Raw genomic sequence first — 16,826 nt, 5'->3', positions numbered from 1 at the left:
ACTTTTCGTTACATGGGGTTTTGAGAAACCCCTCAGTCGGTTTTGAGAAACCTTCTGCCTTATTTTATTCACTCATCGTTTGCCGTGATTTGCGGCTCACTACTTGTATCTCGTCACCAATCTTTAGAACTCCACTCTGATTGGTCATTACATTTTGTCCAAAGAAAATCTTATTATTACGCTTACGGTACGTCGACAGCGTTTTGAGCGGTTCTTTCCCCACGATTTCACCCTTTTCAGGGTCAACGGTAGTCAGAATACAACGTGCGCAGGGTTTTACCCCATAAAATGTCAACTTACCAATCGTAAATTCGTACCATTGGTCTTCGTCGTAGGGTATTCCACCTTCAAAAACTAGATTGGGACGAAACCGTATCATAGAAACCGGTTCGGGCAGGCGAGTGTTTAAATCATCTAACGAAGATTGGCCAATGACCAAAAATGGGAATCCATCCGCAAAGCTCACATTGGCATCGAAAGGGGCATAATTAGAATCCGCAAGACGAGACGACGTATCTGGGAGATACACCAACCGCGCCGAAAAACCGAGTGCTTCACTCAACCAACGGTTTGAGGCGTCGTTGACAATGACAGCCTCTATTTGATCATCCCACACCGTCACCGTTACTAAATCAAAGGTTTCGGGTTGAAAAGGTACAATGAGCGCACTCAAATCCCGCGTGCGATGGCGCAACTGCAAACCCATGTCCGTCATGGTCACCTCAATCAGCGCCATGTTTGGGTAGCTACGCTGGGTTACAAAGCGGTTGTTGTCGTCAATAATCAACCAGCGGCGGTCGTAGCGCAGGCCGCGCTCTTCCACCTGGGCGTGCGTGAGGCGAATCGCCCCCAACGACTTTACGGGATAAATGAAGATTTCGGAAAGGATGAGAGCAGACGTCATTCTTGTTTGTAGATTTGCACAAAACTCGTTATTCAATGCCAAAATACAAACACCTATTTTTTGATCTTGACCACACGCTGTGGGATTTTGAGCGCAATTCGTCCGAGTCCTTGACCGATATTTACCATGGCTTTGAACTCATCAATCACGGAGTGATGTCGTTGGGTGATTTTGTGCGGGCATTTCTGGAAATCAACACAAAACTGTGGGATGATTTTGATCATGGTCGTATTGCCCATAGTTATATTCGAGAGCATCGTTTCCGACTGGTTTTTGAAGCCCTGAACGTTAAAAATGTAGCTTTTGGCAGCGCTTTGGGCGAAGAATATTTAAGATTACTTCCGCAAAAGTCGCACTTACTCGACGGAGCCGTTGAGCTGTTGGAATATTGTGCAAGCAAAGATTACCAACTCCACATTGTCACCAACGGCTTTGACTCTATTCAAGCCTCTAAAATGCAAAGTTCGGGTATTCATCATTATTTTCAACAGGTAGTGACCAATGAAAAAGCGGGAGCAAAAAAACCTGACGCGCAGATTTTTGCGTATGCGTTGCAAGCCGCTAACGCCCAACCCCACGAAAGTCTGATGATTGGTGACAATTGGCAGGCAGATATTCTAGGGGCATTGCGCTTTGGGATGGATGCCGCATTTTACAATCCCAAGAAATTGATTTTTGACCAACAGCCTACTTACGACGTACAACACTTAGACGAGTTGAAATCAGTTTTGTGAAACGACGGTCGAAGGAGCGCAAAAATCACCAACGCATTTTTTGCCGCTTCCAATTAACACATTTTTCTCGGCTTCTGATAGCTTTCGCACTTTAGCCCCAATATTCTGAAAATCAATCGAAATGGTGCGTTTCAAATCTTCGGGGCGGAAATTATAACGGTTGGCCGCCTCAGATACCAGAGTATAAAAAGCGCCCATGTAGGTTTTGAAACTTCGAATTGGATAAGAAGCCAACTCAAAATTTTGCGCATCGGCTTTGATTTGCTCGGCACTTTCAAGCCTCAGCCCCAAGGTTTCGGCGTTGAAAACGGGCGTTTCGGGCGTCAAATTAGGCTGCGGGGTGCTTAAATAACGATTTTGATCAAAAAGTCCAATGGGATAATTCATCAACAAACCGCCATCGACCAACACATCCGCTGGAATCGTGCGTGGTGGACGTTGGTGAAATTGGCCCGTGCTGTCCATAAAAACGGCGCAGTAATACAACGGAATCGACATAGAAGCTCGCACTGCATCGGCAATGGATAAGTCGGGAAACTTCTCATACGAAAGTACCATCGACTTTTGTTTGGTCAGGTTCGTTACCGTCACATACAAGTCTTTGTAGCAACTATCTCGTTGGGTAAGAGCGTGCAACTGCCCAAAAGTCAAATGGTTAACGCCTGTTTTTTGTTCAATTTTCTCGGCCATCCACTTACGAAAGGTATCTCCTTTGTACCAGCCAAAACGCTCAATCAAGCGCTGTGTGCCACCCACAAAAATGTATTGCCCGTCGTTGAAGGATTGAATTTTCATTTCCGAAACCAGCTCGGTCAGTTCCGCCGCTGAATAGCCCACCGCCAGCAACGAAGCCTGAATGGCTCCTGCCGACGTGCCGCCCACGCGGCGAATATCTCTCAAAATTCCGCGTTGTTCCAATTCCTGAATCGCTCCGCAGTAGGCAATTCCGCGAATACCGCCGCCTTCCAAGACCAGATTATGGTATTTTTGTTGCGCAACAGAAGAATATGAAAGGAGAAAAAATACGCAAACAAGCCCAGTTTTGGCCCACAGGACGAACACTTTTTGGAACATAAAAACGTTTTTTGTTTAGAACGGTTTATTATAGAAAAAATTGAATGCGAATGAGGCAGATTATACATTCTGAGACGATTTTACGTGGTTTTCTGCGCTGGTCTGTGCGGCTGTGCCTTTGCTTCATTTGCGTGCTTATTGGGTTCAAGTCGTTGGGTCAAACGTTCTCATTTCGTTGGGATAATTCTGCTAAAGTTCTCAAAAACAACTCTCCTATCGTCAACCCTTGGGCCGGCGGCCTCAACAGCGCCCAATTCTCAAAAATGCATCTCAACGACGACGGCACGGAAGATTTGGTCATCTTTGACCGTGGCAACCAGCAGGTATCTGCTTTTTTGGCCGTTCGTCAAGCCAACGGAATCACTTGGCAACACGCCCCTCAGTACGAAGTAAAATTTCCGCCTAATATGCTGTATTGGATGTTGCTGGTCGATTATGACCGCGATGGCCGCAAGGATCTATTTACAAGTACCATAGCAGGCATTCGTGTATTTCGCAATATCCCCGCTGCTGATGGTTTTTCTTGGTCACTTGTGGCCGACCCGCTTCTGACGCAAGGTTTTTCTGGAAACATAAATCTGTACGTTCCTTCCACCGATTTACCTGCTATTACCGACGTCGACGATGATGGCGATATTGACATTCTTACGTTTGATTTTACGGGCGCATCTTTGGAGCTACACCAAAATTTAAGCAAAGAGCAAAACAGCACACAGCCGTTTGTCTTCCGAAAAGCAACCACCAATTGGGGACGTTTTGCCGCCACCTCTTCGTGCGACAAATACGAACTTAATCTGGAGCCCGCCGACACAGAAGTGCAAGCCCCCGTACAAGTACGCACAAACGCTGCAACACTCGGTGAGGCTTGGGGTGGCCCCAAATCAAACGCCAAAGTTCAGCACGCTGGCAATGCACTGTGGATTGGTGATATAGACGGCGATGGCCGCAAGGATATTTTACACGGCCACGTAGCGTGCGACAACGTGACGTTGCTCAAAAACGTAGGCGGCAACGGCATGGCGGGGCTGATTGGCAGTGTACAATCAAATTTTCCCGCCCAAGCCCCCATTAACTACCCCATTTTCCCTTCCGCCTACGTTGAGGACTTGGACGGTGACGGGATTCAGGATTTGGTGGCCTCACCGAGTAGTACGGATATTGCCAGCAATTCACTCATTAATTTACGGCAATCCAATTGGTTTTACCGAAACGAAGGCACGGTACTAAAGCCTAACTTTGTGTATCGTCAGCCCGATTTTTTGCAGGATGGGATGATTGATTTAGGAGAAAACGCCACACCCGCCCTTGCCGATATTGACGGCGACGGTGACTTAGATTTAGTGGTAGGTTATGGCGGGCTGCGTACGCCAACAGGCTATCGGTCAAGTCTCCAATTGTATCGAAATACAGGAACAGCCACCCAAGCTCAGTTTGAGTTGGTCAGCACCGATTTTCTGAACCTGAGCAATCAACTCTTCAGCAAAGAAAACCTCATGCCAGTCAATACAAAACCGTTTTTTGCTGACCTCAACGGCGACGGAACGCTTGATTTGGGCTTTTGGGCCAATACTTTTAAAGGCATGGACATTCGATTTGTGCCCAACAAAGCCCCCCGAGGAGCAGCGATGCAGTTGGACACCACCCGTTTGACCAAACTCCCCAATCCAGCCAACTTCTCCAACGGCGAAAATTTGCTCTACTATGACATTGACCAAGACGGAAAATTGGATGTACTGGTTAGTAAAAACTCGGGAAATGTAGAATTCCACCGAAACACGGGCAGTACGATTGCACCGATGTATGAACTCAAAACGAATGTATTTGGTGGCTTGGATGTAGATTTCAACAAACGTTCACAAGGGATGGTCGTAGCCGACCTCAACGGCGACCGCAAACCCGAACTCATTATGGGAGATTTGTTGGGACGATTGCGAGTATATCAAAATTTCACCACGCCCGGCGCGACGTTAAAAAGTGATACCAACTTGATTTTTAACGAATTTTCGGGCAAAACAGATTTTTTGAGAATAGGGACAGGACTCTTTCCTGCCGTTGGAGATTTGGATGGCGACCAACTTCCCGAATTACTCATCGGTAGCAACACGGGCGGAATCAAGTACTTAAAAAACACTTCGCCCAAAGTCAACCCTCCCGTTGAAACATTGGAATTAATCGTTTATCCCAATCCGACCTCGAACTTTCTCTACGCGCAAGTTCCCGTAACGGGACAATTAGAAATAATCACCATCAACGGACAAGTTGTTAAAAGCCAATCAGTTACTCAAGTTACAGCGGAAGCTTCTTTCGATGTAAGTAGATTAGCTCAAGGCATTTACTTCGTTCGACTCATCGGAACGGATGGCTCCCAAATGACGCGAAAGATAATAATAGCCCGCTAAAGCAGCGATTGCATACACCCAATAGCCCCAACTTTCGGCGATCGGCCAACATTCGACACACCATTGCAGCATCTCGTTTGGATAGCGCCCCAAATCGGGCTCTAACTTAAATAAACGCATCAATGGCAACGACGTAAGCAATATATATCCACCAGTCCAAGTGGGTAGTCGGTTCAGTTTCAGCAATAAAAAAGTCAGAACAAACGGCATTCCGTTGTACAAAATTCGCGTGGTATCGCCCCCACCAAAAACGCTGAGAAAAAGCCAGAGGAAGAAGTGAGGAGTGACCGTCGCTACGGTGAAGAGCGAGAAACGAGAAGTAGAGTTGGCTGATGCTTTTAAAAATCTGAAAGGAAGTAGCGCCAACCAAAATGTTCCGTACGCCAAAAACCAACTGACAGGTACTCTCAAAAATAAATCGGGATGCTCAGAATAACGCTTCATCCCTCTTAAAACACTGACAATCGAGTTATTTCGCCAATCGGTAGAAGCAGCAGGAAAGAAAAAAGCAGCCAGGCAGTAAACAGCAAAGGAAAGACAAAGAGATAAAAGCAGCTTCTTGGTCATATCAGAGCTGTATGAATCCTTCCCAGTAAACAAGACCGCAATTCCCAAAACGGCGATAAAGGCCTCCTTTTGAAGTGTACCCAAAACAGCGATTAAAACAAACAGGCAATTGAGCAAAGCCCTCGAAAGTTTCTTTTCTTCAATAAGTAAAAGCGCTAAAAAAGACGTTAGCAAAAAATATCCACCCACATCCGCCGTCATGGGGTCGGGCAAATACATTCGCACCAAGCCTTTCCAATGAAATAAAATCCAGAAAAGGGCAATTGCAATCCAAAAAAGCCTAATGTTGAGTTTTAACCAAGTCCAAGTCAGCAGCCCAATGGTAGCCAAGACAAAGGCGCCATTGAGCCAAACAAAATCCGTAACGAGGTCATTAAAAGGCAAATATGCCGCCAACCACGGCATCAGAATACGCGTATTGAACGGGAAAGATGCGCTATAATTGAGTGTATAGCCTCTGAAATAATTATAAATCTTTGCGTACTGATGCGCATCATAGCGCCCGTCGAGCAAAGCATAAGTATACGTAGGTTGGGTGAAGGCATACAGTAAATACACTGCCAAAGCAACCAAAACGGTAGCTGTTATTATCCAGCCTTTTTTCACAAAATTAGACGGTTTTCATTTCTGAGACACTTAGGAGGCAACCTTTGAGACCATCTTCCAAGGTTTTCCAAGGGAGTGGATTGGCTGAAATGCACTCCACACGGCTATCACGGCGGTAAGCCAAGTATTCGATTGTAAACTCTCCGCGTACGGCATTGATCAGCACCCAATCTACACCCGTTCTGAAAGCGCCTTTTACGCGTTCTACATTTTGCAGGGAAGCAATCCATGCTTTCAGTTTGGGCAATTCAAAAACTTCATCGGGCGAGAATACCCATCCACAACTATACCGTCCCAACCCGTGACTTTCCCGCATAAGCGGCTTACCCACTTCAGGAATTGGCAATTCATCCGAATGATGGTGGTGGTGATGCTCGTGTTCATGCGCATGAGGATGCAGGGCTTTTCGATTTGGGAAAGGCTCAATATTAAGCCAGTTGGGGTCAATGTCGCCTTGCTCTACGGCCCCGATTAAAATTTTAGGCGGAAAAAGCGCTTTGGCCCATTCCAAAAAATTCTGTGTCAGTGCCTCGCTTGCCAAATCAACCTTGTTGGCAATGAGCACATCGGCCAAGGTAATTTGGTCAATAAACGTTTCGTGCTCGCGATAATCTTCATTATCCCACTGACGCGGGTCTACCAAGCAGACCGTAGCACGAATGTCAAGCACGTCTTTCAAAAACTTTCCGCGCAGCATATCCAAAATTGCCTCAGGATGCCCCATGCCCGTCGGTTCAATCAAAATACGGTGGGGTTTCACTTGGCGCAGTACCAACGTCAGCGTCATCTGCATCGGCAAATTGGCCGTGCAACAAATACATCCACCCGCTACCTCTTTGACCACCAAGCCGTTTTCATCCGCGCCCGCAAAAGGCGTATGGTCGATTGAAACCGCCCCAAATTCATTGATAATGACGGCCCAACGCTCATCGGCAGGCTTGCGTTTAAGAATATTTTGCAGCGCCGTTGTTTTGCCTACGCCCAAAAAACCAGTGATAAGATTAACGGGAATTTTATTGAGAGCCATTGTTAGTTATGATTGTCGATTTAAGACATGATACCCAGTAAACCAATCTTTACCCTCACTGATTCATTTCTCCTCCAAATTGGGTGAAAATACGCCTGATTTTGTTGATTCTGTCTGTGTTTTTACTTTTTACAACAATTCTGCCTTACCTTCGTTTTTCAGCAAATTCATTCTGTAGAAGTTTCGATGACCCATTTTCTATCGGGTATTTTCAAGATAGAAAAAACACCTCATCGACCAGTGCACATCATAAATTCATTTATAATGTTTCGTCAACTTAGTTTTTTATTTCTGGTAAGTCTTGCGGCATTAGCGCAAGCTCAAAATCCGACCCCCAAATACGACGCACACGTATTGTTCAACCCCTTGTTTAACTACCAGCCCGCCAACGAGTCCCGTACGGGCAGCGGCGCTCCAGGCCCTCGTTATTGGCAAAACCGCGCCGATTATAAAATCGCCGTTACCCTCGACGAAGCCGCCAATACCATTGCGGGTGAAGTAGAAATCACTTACACCAATAACAGCCCCGAAGCGCTGCCTTTTGTATGGCTGCAACTTGACCAAAACGCTTTCAACGACAACTCGCGCAGCGGTAAAACCACCCCACTCAACGGCGGTCGCTACGGCAATATGGGTTTTGAAGGCGGCTATACCATCAGTGCGGTCAGTGTTCAGCAAGGAAAAGGGAAATATGCCCCTGCCGATTTTATCATTGACGATACCCGTATGCAAATCCGCCTCTCCGACGCGGTAAAGCCCACGGGCGATGTGCTGAAAATAAAAGTGGGTTATTCATTCAAAATACCCACCTATGCCTCCGACCGCATGGGAAAACTAGACACCAAAAACGGCACGATTTACGAAATAGCCCAATGGTACCCCCGCATGTGCGTATTTGACGACATCGAAGGCTGGAACGTGCTTCCGTACATTGGCGCGGGTGAGTTTTATCTCAATTACGGCGACTATGAATACAGCGTCACCGTACCTTGGGACCACATTGTGGGCGGCTCAGGAGAATTGCTCAATCCCTCCGACGTGATGACTTCGGAACAAATCAAACGCATGGAAGAGGCCCGCAAAAGCGATAAAACAGTGATGATTCGCAGCGCGAAAGAAATAAATGAGAAAAAATCACGCCCCAAAGATTCGGGCATGATTACGTGGAAATTTCGTTGTCAAAATGCCCGCGACGTAGCTTGGGCTACCTCCCGCGCCTTTGTGTGGGATGCCGCCAAAATGAACTTACCTAGTGGCAAACCCGCCATTGCTCAATCTTTGTACACCGCTGAAAACGATGGCAACGATGGCTGGGGCCGTTCGACCGAATACGTGAAAGGTTGTTTAGAATTTTATTCAAAATACCTCATGGAATTTCCGTATCCCGTGGCCACCAACGTGGCGGGCATCGTGGGCGGCATGGAATACCCAGGTATTGTTTTCTGTGCGCATAACGACAAAAAAGAATCACTTTGGGGCGTAACCGACCATGAATTCGGGCATACGTGGTTTCCGATGATTGTGGGCAACAACGAGCGTAAATTTGCATGGATGGACGAAGGCTTCAACACGTTTATCAATATGCTCTCAACCGAAGCCTTCAACGATGGAGAATACAACCGCGATCGTTTGGACGATATGCAAAACCTCGCTCCCACGCTATTCCGCGACGGTGCTGACCCTATCCTGACCGTGCCAGATGTAATCAAAGCCACCAATTTGGGTTGGGATGCGTATTACAAACCCGCCATCGGGCTTAAGCTCCTTCGAGAAGTAGTACTGGGCCGCGACCGATTTGACTATGCCTTCAAACAATATGTAAAACGCTGGGCCTTCAAACACCCAACGCCTTATGATTTCTTCCGAACCATCGAAGATGCCGCCGGCGAAGATTTGGGGTGGTACTGGAAAGGCTGGTTTTACGAAAATTATAAACTGGACCAAGGCGTAAAAGAAGTACAGTACGTGGAACAAACGCCCTCTAAAGGCTCAGTAATTACCATCGAAAACCTTGAGCAATGGGCTATGCCCACCATCGTGGAATTGGAAGAGGCGGGTGGCAAAAAGACCCGCATCACGCTTCCCGTAGAAGTTTGGCAACGCGGTAGCACCTGGACCTTTAAAGCGGCCACCAAAAACCCCTTAAAATCAGTAACCATCGACCCCGACTCCCAATTGCCCGACATCAACCCACGCAACAATACGTGGCATCCTGTGCGGTATATGTCGCCAGATGAAAATTAATACGCGTTAGAACCACATACCAAGCCGAGACACTGCGCAGTGCCTCGGCTTTTTCTTTTGCTCCAACCTCTCAATGACACTACACATCTGCAACGCGGTGCAATACTCAAGCGTATATTCGGTAAAAAGAAACCCAAAACGTTACCCCACAAGTACTATTTTATAATAACCACCAATATCATGAATAGAAAAAAATTTGCGGCCGTTGGCATCCTGTTGGCTTTTATTTTGATTTTCCAAGCCTGTAAAGACCCTGAAATAACAGCCGCCACTCCTGCAACTGTCACCGCTTTGAACTGTTCGGGCGCTACATTTTCAGCTACCGCCACAAACGGAACATCCTATACCGCTACTGCAAGTGTACCTTATACAGGAGGTAATGGCGTTGCCTACCCCGAAGGAAATGCTATAGCATCCTCAGGAGTGACCGGTCTGACGGCCACATTATCAGCAGGTACTTTGACAAGCGGAAGCGGAACCGCCAGTTTTGTAATAACAGGGACTCCTGCCTCTGCAGGCACAGCGAATTTTTCAATAGATTTGGGGGGACAGACGTGTACGTTAGCTTTACCTGTTGTTACCTCTAAAGCGACTATCTCTACACTTACTGGGACAGTTGCTCCTGCCACGGGAACAAACGGAGTAACTTATTCAGGTACCGCAACACTCACCTATACCGGCGGAAATGGAGGAACATACGATGTCTCTACTGCCTCATCAACAGGCGTAGAAGGTCTAACAGCAACCTTAGTTGCTGGTACATTAGCCAATGGCTCGGGAAGTTTGGCCTATACAATTTCGGGTACACCCACGTCTACTGGCACGGCTGTTTTTAATTTAAGTTTTGGGGGACAGACCTGTACGGTTTCGATACTCATTAATGCTTCGAGCACGGGCACAACCGCTAAAGATACCGTATTAGTGGTATATGCGGGTACAAGTGCAACCGTAAATAACGCCTTTCAGAATGATGGAGTAAGTGTAGCCGTAAGCGGAGCCGACGTGACCGTTACCTCTACCAATACCACCAAAGAAATTGTATATCTGCTATCGGGCACTGCAAGCAAAGGCAGCTTCAAGATTTATAGCGAATATAAATTCAACATTACCATGAAAGGTGTTAGCCTGACAAACAGCACCGGCCCAGCGATTAATATTCAGTCGAGCAAGAAAGCAACCATTAATGTACTGGGAACGAATACGCTAGTAGATGGAGCCACTTACACCACAAGCAAAGAAGACCAAAAAGGAACATTTTTCAGCGAAGGCCAATTGAGTTTTATGGGAACGGGAACATTAAACGTAACCGCCAATAATAAACACGCCATTGTGTCTGATGATTATATCTACGTGAGTGACGCCACCATCATCGTAAAATCAGCGGTAAGCGACGGCATTCATGCCAATAATTATTTTGCGATGGATAACGGAAGTGTAACCATCACGGCGTCGGGCAGCAATGGTATTGAAGCTGAAGAGGGCTACATAGCAGTTAATGGTGGAACAATTGCAGTCAATAGTGTTAATGATGGAATAACGGCTTCGTATGATGGCACCGATGCGACAATTACGCCGTATGTTTTAATCAAAGGAGGAAAAATAACCGTAACAACCACAGGTGATAAAGGAAATGCTATTAAGAGTGAAAGTTATACTACCATCAGCACAGGTGATGCCATAACGCTAACGGTTTCGGGCAAAGGCTCAAAAGGGATAAAAACAGGTGGCGATTTTACTTTGACTGCGGGTACGGTAAAAATCACCACTTCGGGAGCGGCTTTCTATGATACGGAAGATTCGGATATTGCGGCACCTGCGGGTATCAATTGCGACAAAAATTTAGCCATAAAAGGCGGTAACCTCACTGTAAGCAGCACAGGAAGTGGCGCAAAAGGTATCACAGTAGATGGCACTGCTACCGTTAGCGGAGGTAAAACAACCATCTCAGCCACTGGAACGAAATTTACGTATAATACTTCCACAACCAGCGAAGCCAAAGGCTTTAAAAGCGATGGCGCTTTCACGATCAACAACGGTACACTGAACATTGCTGCAACCGATGACGGCATAAAATCAGAAACGTCCGTTACAATAAATGACGGCACTATCAATATCACAAAATCGACCGAAGGCATAGAAGCTAAAACGATTACGTTTGAGGGTGGCGTTACGAATGTGACCGCTTCAAATGATGGAATTAATGCTTCTATGGGTACAACTACTGGCGGCACAGAATCAAACGATGGAAGTAATATCAATATCAACGGAGGTATATTAATAGTGACCGGAAGCGATGGAATAGATAGCAACGGAAATCTTACAATAAAAGGTGGAACGACTATCATAGGCGGGCCAACAAGCTCACCCGAAGAAGGAATTGATGTAAATGGTAATTTCCTTATCAACGGAGGCATCCTGATTTCGGGAGGTTCTAATGGCAGAATGACCAAAGCGATGGGATCAGCTTCTACTCAAGTAGGTATGTACATAACATCAAGCACCCAACTTGCCGCCACTTCAGTCTTGCACATTGAAGATGCTACTGGAAAAGATATGGTCACCTTTAAGCCTAAAAACGGCAACTATTATTTCCATTTCTCAAACCCTAGTTTAGCCAAAGGCACTCAATACAAAATATACTTTGGCGGTAGCTATAATGGTGGAAGCTTTGTCGGCGGATCTTCTGGGTGGGGAGTATATACAAGCGGAACGTATTCAAATACGGGCGCAACATTGAAATCTACAACGACTACCTCAGGTACCGCTACTGTAAATACGATCTCTTTCTAACCAATTGTTTGAGTTAAGAAGTAAGACTCATTCTTCCTACTTCTTAACTCCTGCCTCCTATTTTTACCCCTCATACAAAGCCGACGCACTGCATAGTGTCTCGGCTATTTTTTGGCGTACCTCTTCTGGTTCAAGCACCTCTACATCCGCTTCAAATTCCTTGATTTTAGCTATCAGCTTTCGGTTGATACAAAGTCTAGTTTCCAAAGAGAAGATATGATACCAACCTCTATAAAATAGCCATTTGATTACAGAAGCATATCGTCTCCCCGCTCCTCTGGCACTGTATTTGTAACTTTGATTCAGCAGTCAAGTACAATTTTTGGAATATTGACGTTACTTTTGTACCTGTATTTCATTACGTTGTTTTACAACTCCACTTTGTATGGGTGGTTGATTGATTTTCAATTGTGGATAAAGGAACATTGCCCTTGAAAAATCTTCTATTTCTCCTTTTGGTCAGCTTTTCTCTCTTCGCCCAGCCCAAGCGTGAATTTAGGGGGGTGTGGATTGCCAATGTCGGAAACGTGGACTGGCCTTCAACCAAAGGGCTTTCTGCCGCCCGGCAACAACAAGAATTGATTGATTTGCTGGATATGATTCAACGACGCGGACTCAACGCCGTGTTTTTTCAGATACGCAATGCCTGTGATGCAGTTTACGAAAGCAAACTAGAACCCTGGTCCGAATGGCTTACTGGACAGCAGGGACAATCGCCAGGCTATGACCCACTGGCATTTATGATACAAGAATGCCGCAAACGTAATCTCGAAATCCATGCGTGGATGAATCCCTACCGCGCCGTGACGGATATTCGTACGGCTTCGCTCGCTTCCAATCACGTTGCCAAAGTCCGTCCTGATGTACTGTTATCTTACGGCCCATTACGGATTCTGGACCCGGGCCGCCCCGAAGTGCGCTCTTTTGTGACCCGTGTGGTCATGGATGTGGTACGCCGCTACGACGTCGACGGCATTCATTTCGACGATTATTTTTATCCTTACCCCCAAACTGGCATCACGCTCAACGACAACGCTACTTTTGCCGAGCACAATCGTGGGTTTACCAACCGCGCCGACTGGCGTCGCGACAATGTCAATCTGCTTATTGAAGCCGTTGCCGACAGTCTGAGAAGAGTAAAGCCTTGGGTTAAATTTGGAGTATCTCCTTTTGGTATTTGGAAAAACCGCAGCAGCTCGGCAGAAGGCTCAAACTCTCGCGGTTTTGAAGCGTATTCGGGAAATTTTGCCGATGCCCGCAAATGGATCCAAGAAGGCTGGGTAGACTATATCGCCCCGCAGGTGTATTGGAGCATGGGCAACGGCTCGGCCAATTATACGCATCTAGTGCCTTGGTGGAGCGAAAATGTATCGGAGCAGCACCTTTACATCGGCCACGGAGTGTACAAAGTCAACAGTGATGCCAACTGGCGTAGACCGATGGAGGTTTCGAATCAAATACGCTATAACCGAACGTTTGCCAACGTGCACGGAAGTATTCTTTTCAGCGCCAAAACCCTTCGCAACAACCCCAATCAGTTGTGCGATATTCTCTGCCAGGAAGTATATCAATCTCCAGCGCTTGTTCCAGCCATGCCTTGGAAAAGCACAACTCCACCACCTGTACCTACTGACCTCGAAACAGAACTTAACGATAACAACACCATTACCTTAACGTGGTCTTATCCTTATACACTCACTTCTGAGCGCGACAAAGCCCGCTATTTCGTTGTCTACAGAAGCATCAACAAAGCCTCCATCGACCTCCGAACGGGGCTATCCATTCGTGCCATTGTCGTAAATGAAGCAGGAAAAAATACATTTACTTTTAACGACACGCAAGTCAGCCCGGGCACCAAATACAACTACACCATTAGTGCTTTTAACCGACTTCACAATGAAAGTAAACCAACCGATGTGGTAAGTATCTCTACCACACAACGAGCGGTAGAAGTAGTGGAAGAGGCCCCCAAGCCGATTTTGCCGTTGGCTTCGCAATTACTGGCACCCATTACTCCTCATGAAGAGCCTACGGAAGCCGTTGCGGCCGCCGAAGAAGAAAAAGAAGAGGCCGAGCCAGAAATTGCTGAAATACCCACCACCGATTCAGAAGAGTTGTTAGAAGTCTTTCCCAATCCCTTCAACCAACAAATAGACATTCGGTACCGACTGACCGAAGCCACCGAAGTCTCACTCTATGTGTACGATTCGCATGGCACACGCGTGGGGGCGTTGGTAGTGAACAAACCCCAAGAAGTGGGCACGTATTCCGTTAAATTCAATGGACAATTCCTGAGCGAAGGCGCGTATTACGCGCGTCTGATGGCGGGTCCCGTACAAAAAACCGTTAAGATGGTTTTGAAACGTTAGGAAGTATTAACAAAAATCAGGGCACGAATCATGTCCATTTCTTCGTTGATAGCCCACAAACAAATTATATTACAACCATGAAACGATTCGTATTAAGTGCCTTGTTGCTTGCTGCAAGTGCCGCTACTTTTGCCCAAACTACTACAGCCGTGGAAAAAGACCCCATCAAAAAAATCGAAGTTACGGGTACCGCCGAATTGGAGGTGGTTCCCGACGAACTGTATTTTACCATTTCGTTGAAGGAATATTTCAAAGACGAAAAAAATCAAAAAGACAAAGTTGTTCTTGAAACCCTTGAAAAACAACTTATTGAGGCGGTAAAAAGCGCTGGTTTGCCCAAAGAAAACCTTAGCATCAGCGGCGTAACGGGCTACCGTGAGTGGACTGGCAAGAAAAAGCCTCAACATTTTCTGGCAGGAAAGCAGTTTCAACTCAAACTTTCAAATGCCAATAACATCAATGAACTAATGTCCAAAGTGGACGACCGAGGCGTAGAATACGTCAACATGAGTCGCGTGGAGCACTCCAAAAAAGAGGAATTTCGTCGGCAAGTCAAAGTCAATGCGCTCAAAGCAGCCAAGGAAAAAGCGGGTTATTTGCTCGAATCTATCGGTGAAAAATTGGGAGAAGTACTCGAAATCCACGAAGTGGAAGAAGGCAGCGTATATCCAATGTACAAACAGGCGCAATACAACGTGCGCATGATGGCCGCCGATGCCGCACCCGAAGGAGGCGAAGCCCTCGAATACCAAAAAATCAAGTATAGCTATCGCATGAACGCCACGTTCAGAATCAAATAGCCATATCCCCGTCACGCAGAGACGCAGGTGTGCTTGCACCTCTGCATCTTTGCGTGACTAAATTATTTCTTTCTTCTCACATCCAATCCATACCCTTTCAGGATACTCCGCGCCAGAGCCGATTTATGTACTTCGTCGGCACCGTCGTAAATACGGGCGGCTCGCTCGTGGGCGTACCAATACGAGAGTAAAATATCGCTGGTCATGCCCAGCCCACCATGGGTTTGAATGGAGCGGTCAATGACGCGCAACATCATATTGGCCGTAAAAAACTTGATCATCGAAATCTCATCCCGCACCGATGCCGCGCCAAATTGGTCGATGTTGTGCGCTGTGCGCAAAACCAGCAATCGAGCCGCATCTATCTCTGCCCGACTTTCGGCAATGAATCCCTGAATAAACTGGGTATCGCCCAGCACTTTCCCTTCTTCCAGCTCACGGCTCACGGCGTAGCGGCACATCAAGTCAAAGCTACGCTCTGCAATTCCGATAAACCGCATACAGTGATGAATTCGTCCCGGACCGAGGCGTTCCTGCGCCAACAGAAAACCCGCACCTTCGGCACCAATAAGGTTAGCCTGTGGTACGCGTACGTTTTCGTACAGCATCTCCGCATGACTCGCCCAACTATCGCCCGCATGGCCCATGATGGGAATATTCCGTACCAATTTCACGCCTGGCGTTTCCATAGGCACCAATATTTGGCTGGCGCGTTTGTGCGGGGCCGCTTCTGGATTGGTCACGGCCATGACCACGGCAAAAGCCGCACCGTCGGCCGAACTGGTAAACCATTTATGACCGTTGATGACGTAATCGTCGCCGTCTTTCACGGCTGTTGTGCCCATACGGGTAGGATTGGAACCCGCAAATTCAGGCTCGGTCATGCTGAAACAACTCCGAATTTCGCCATTCATGAGTGGCTTTAAATAGCGCTCTTTGAGGTGTTGGGGCGCGTACTTGTGCATGAGTTCGGTGTTTCCGATGTCGGGGGCTTGCGTGTTAAACACAAAATGCCCAAACGGCGAACTTGCCAGCACTTCACTGATTTGTCCAAATTCACACAGTGTCAGGTTAAGGCCACCGTCTTCTTCGGGCAAGTGCAACCCCCAAAGCCCTGCTTGTTTGACAAGTTGGCGTTTTTGCTGCAAAATAGGCTCTACGTGCGAAAAATCATGGGCGAGGTATTCGGGGGTTTCGAGTGGATACAGCTCTTTTTCAATAAATTCTTTGATTTTTGGCAATAACTCCCGAGTACGGTCGGTGGCAAAGATTGGTTCCATTGAGTTGGTTAAGGTTTGTTATGCACGCAGAA

General features: G+C 46.9%; 12 protein-coding genes. 6 read left to right on the top strand and 6 right to left on the bottom strand.

The window, feature by feature from the left end:
• Window positions 1-64: 64 nt before the first annotated feature.
• A complete protein-coding gene (locus DR864_RS18110; RefSeq protein ID WP_114068285.1) occupies window positions 65-904 on the bottom strand; it encodes an MOSC domain-containing protein in 840 nt (279 codons plus the stop codon).
• A gap of 35 nt (window positions 905-939) precedes the next feature.
• On the opposite strand from DR864_RS18110, the gene DR864_RS18105 reads away from it, so the two are divergent.
• On the top strand, window positions 940-1,638 hold the full coding sequence (locus tag DR864_RS18105; protein WP_114070352.1) for a YjjG family noncanonical pyrimidine nucleotidase: 699 nt from the start codon (window positions 940-942) through the stop codon (window positions 1,636-1,638).
• On the opposite strand, the gene DR864_RS18100 is transcribed toward DR864_RS18105, so the two are convergent.
• Complete coding sequence (locus DR864_RS18100) at window positions 1,627-2,712, bottom strand: patatin-like phospholipase family protein (protein ID WP_114068284.1); 1,086 nt, start codon at window positions 2,710-2,712, stop codon at window positions 1,627-1,629. The two genes, DR864_RS18105 and DR864_RS18100, sit on opposite strands and share 12 nt — an antisense overlap.
• A gap of 50 nt (window positions 2,713-2,762) precedes the next feature.
• Between DR864_RS18100 and DR864_RS18095 the strand changes: the two genes are divergently transcribed.
• A complete protein-coding gene (locus DR864_RS18095) occupies window positions 2,763-5,111 on the top strand; it encodes a T9SS type A sorting domain-containing protein (RefSeq protein WP_162793930.1) in 2,349 nt (782 codons plus the stop codon).
• Here the strand turns inward: DR864_RS18095 and DR864_RS18090 are convergent.
• Window positions 5,031-6,284 carry a hypothetical protein gene (locus DR864_RS18090; protein ID WP_162793928.1) on the bottom strand — a complete coding sequence of 418 codons (1,254 nt, stop codon included), beginning with the start codon at window positions 6,282-6,284 and terminating at the stop codon, window positions 5,031-5,033. The genes DR864_RS18095 and DR864_RS18090 overlap by 81 nt on opposite strands.
• A gap of 4 nt (window positions 6,285-6,288) precedes the next feature.
• On the bottom strand, window positions 6,289-7,311 hold the full coding sequence (locus DR864_RS18085; protein ID WP_114068281.1) for a CobW family GTP-binding protein: 1,023 nt from the start codon (window positions 7,309-7,311) through the stop codon (window positions 6,289-6,291).
• Window positions 7,312-7,575: 264 nt separating this feature from the next.
• Between DR864_RS18085 and DR864_RS18080 the strand changes: the two genes are divergently transcribed.
• Window positions 7,576-9,555, top strand: a complete 1,980-nt coding sequence (locus DR864_RS18080; RefSeq protein ID WP_114068280.1) for a M1 family metallopeptidase — start codon at window positions 7,576-7,578, stop codon at window positions 9,553-9,555.
• 180 nt (window positions 9,556-9,735) lie between these two features.
• Complete coding sequence (locus DR864_RS18075) at window positions 9,736-12,345, top strand: carbohydrate-binding domain-containing protein (RefSeq protein WP_114068279.1); 2,610 nt, start codon at window positions 9,736-9,738, stop codon at window positions 12,343-12,345.
• Between the two features lie 63 nt (window positions 12,346-12,408).
• Here DR864_RS18075 and DR864_RS29870 read toward each other — a convergent pair whose 3' ends face one another.
• Entirely contained in the window at window positions 12,409-12,552 is a 144-nt protein-coding gene (locus tag DR864_RS29870) for a WCX domain-containing protein (protein WP_162793926.1), read from the bottom strand.
• Between the two features lie 224 nt (window positions 12,553-12,776).
• Between DR864_RS29870 and DR864_RS18070 the strand changes: the two genes are divergently transcribed.
• Both DR864_RS18070 and DR864_RS18065 read left to right on the top strand, forming a co-directional pair.
• Window positions 12,777-14,714, top strand: coding sequence for a family 10 glycosylhydrolase (locus tag DR864_RS18070; RefSeq protein WP_162793924.1), 1,938 nt, complete (start codon window positions 12,777-12,779; stop codon window positions 14,712-14,714).
• A 77-nt stretch (window positions 14,715-14,791) separates the two neighbouring features.
• On the top strand, window positions 14,792-15,514 hold the full coding sequence (locus tag DR864_RS18065) for an SIMPL domain-containing protein (protein WP_114068277.1): 723 nt from the start codon (window positions 14,792-14,794) through the stop codon (window positions 15,512-15,514).
• 62 nt (window positions 15,515-15,576) lie between these two features.
• Here the strand turns inward: DR864_RS18065 and DR864_RS18060 are convergent, their stop codons facing one another.
• Window positions 15,577-16,794, bottom strand: coding sequence for an acyl-CoA dehydrogenase family protein (locus DR864_RS18060; protein WP_114068276.1), 1,218 nt, complete (start codon window positions 16,792-16,794; stop codon window positions 15,577-15,579).
• Window positions 16,795-16,826 lie beyond the last annotated feature (32 nt).

Source organism: Runella rosea, assembly GCF_003325355.1.
Taxonomy (GTDB): domain Bacteria; phylum Bacteroidota; class Bacteroidia; order Cytophagales; family Spirosomataceae; genus Runella; species Runella rosea.
This window is presented reverse-complemented; position numbering and strand designations above follow the sequence as displayed.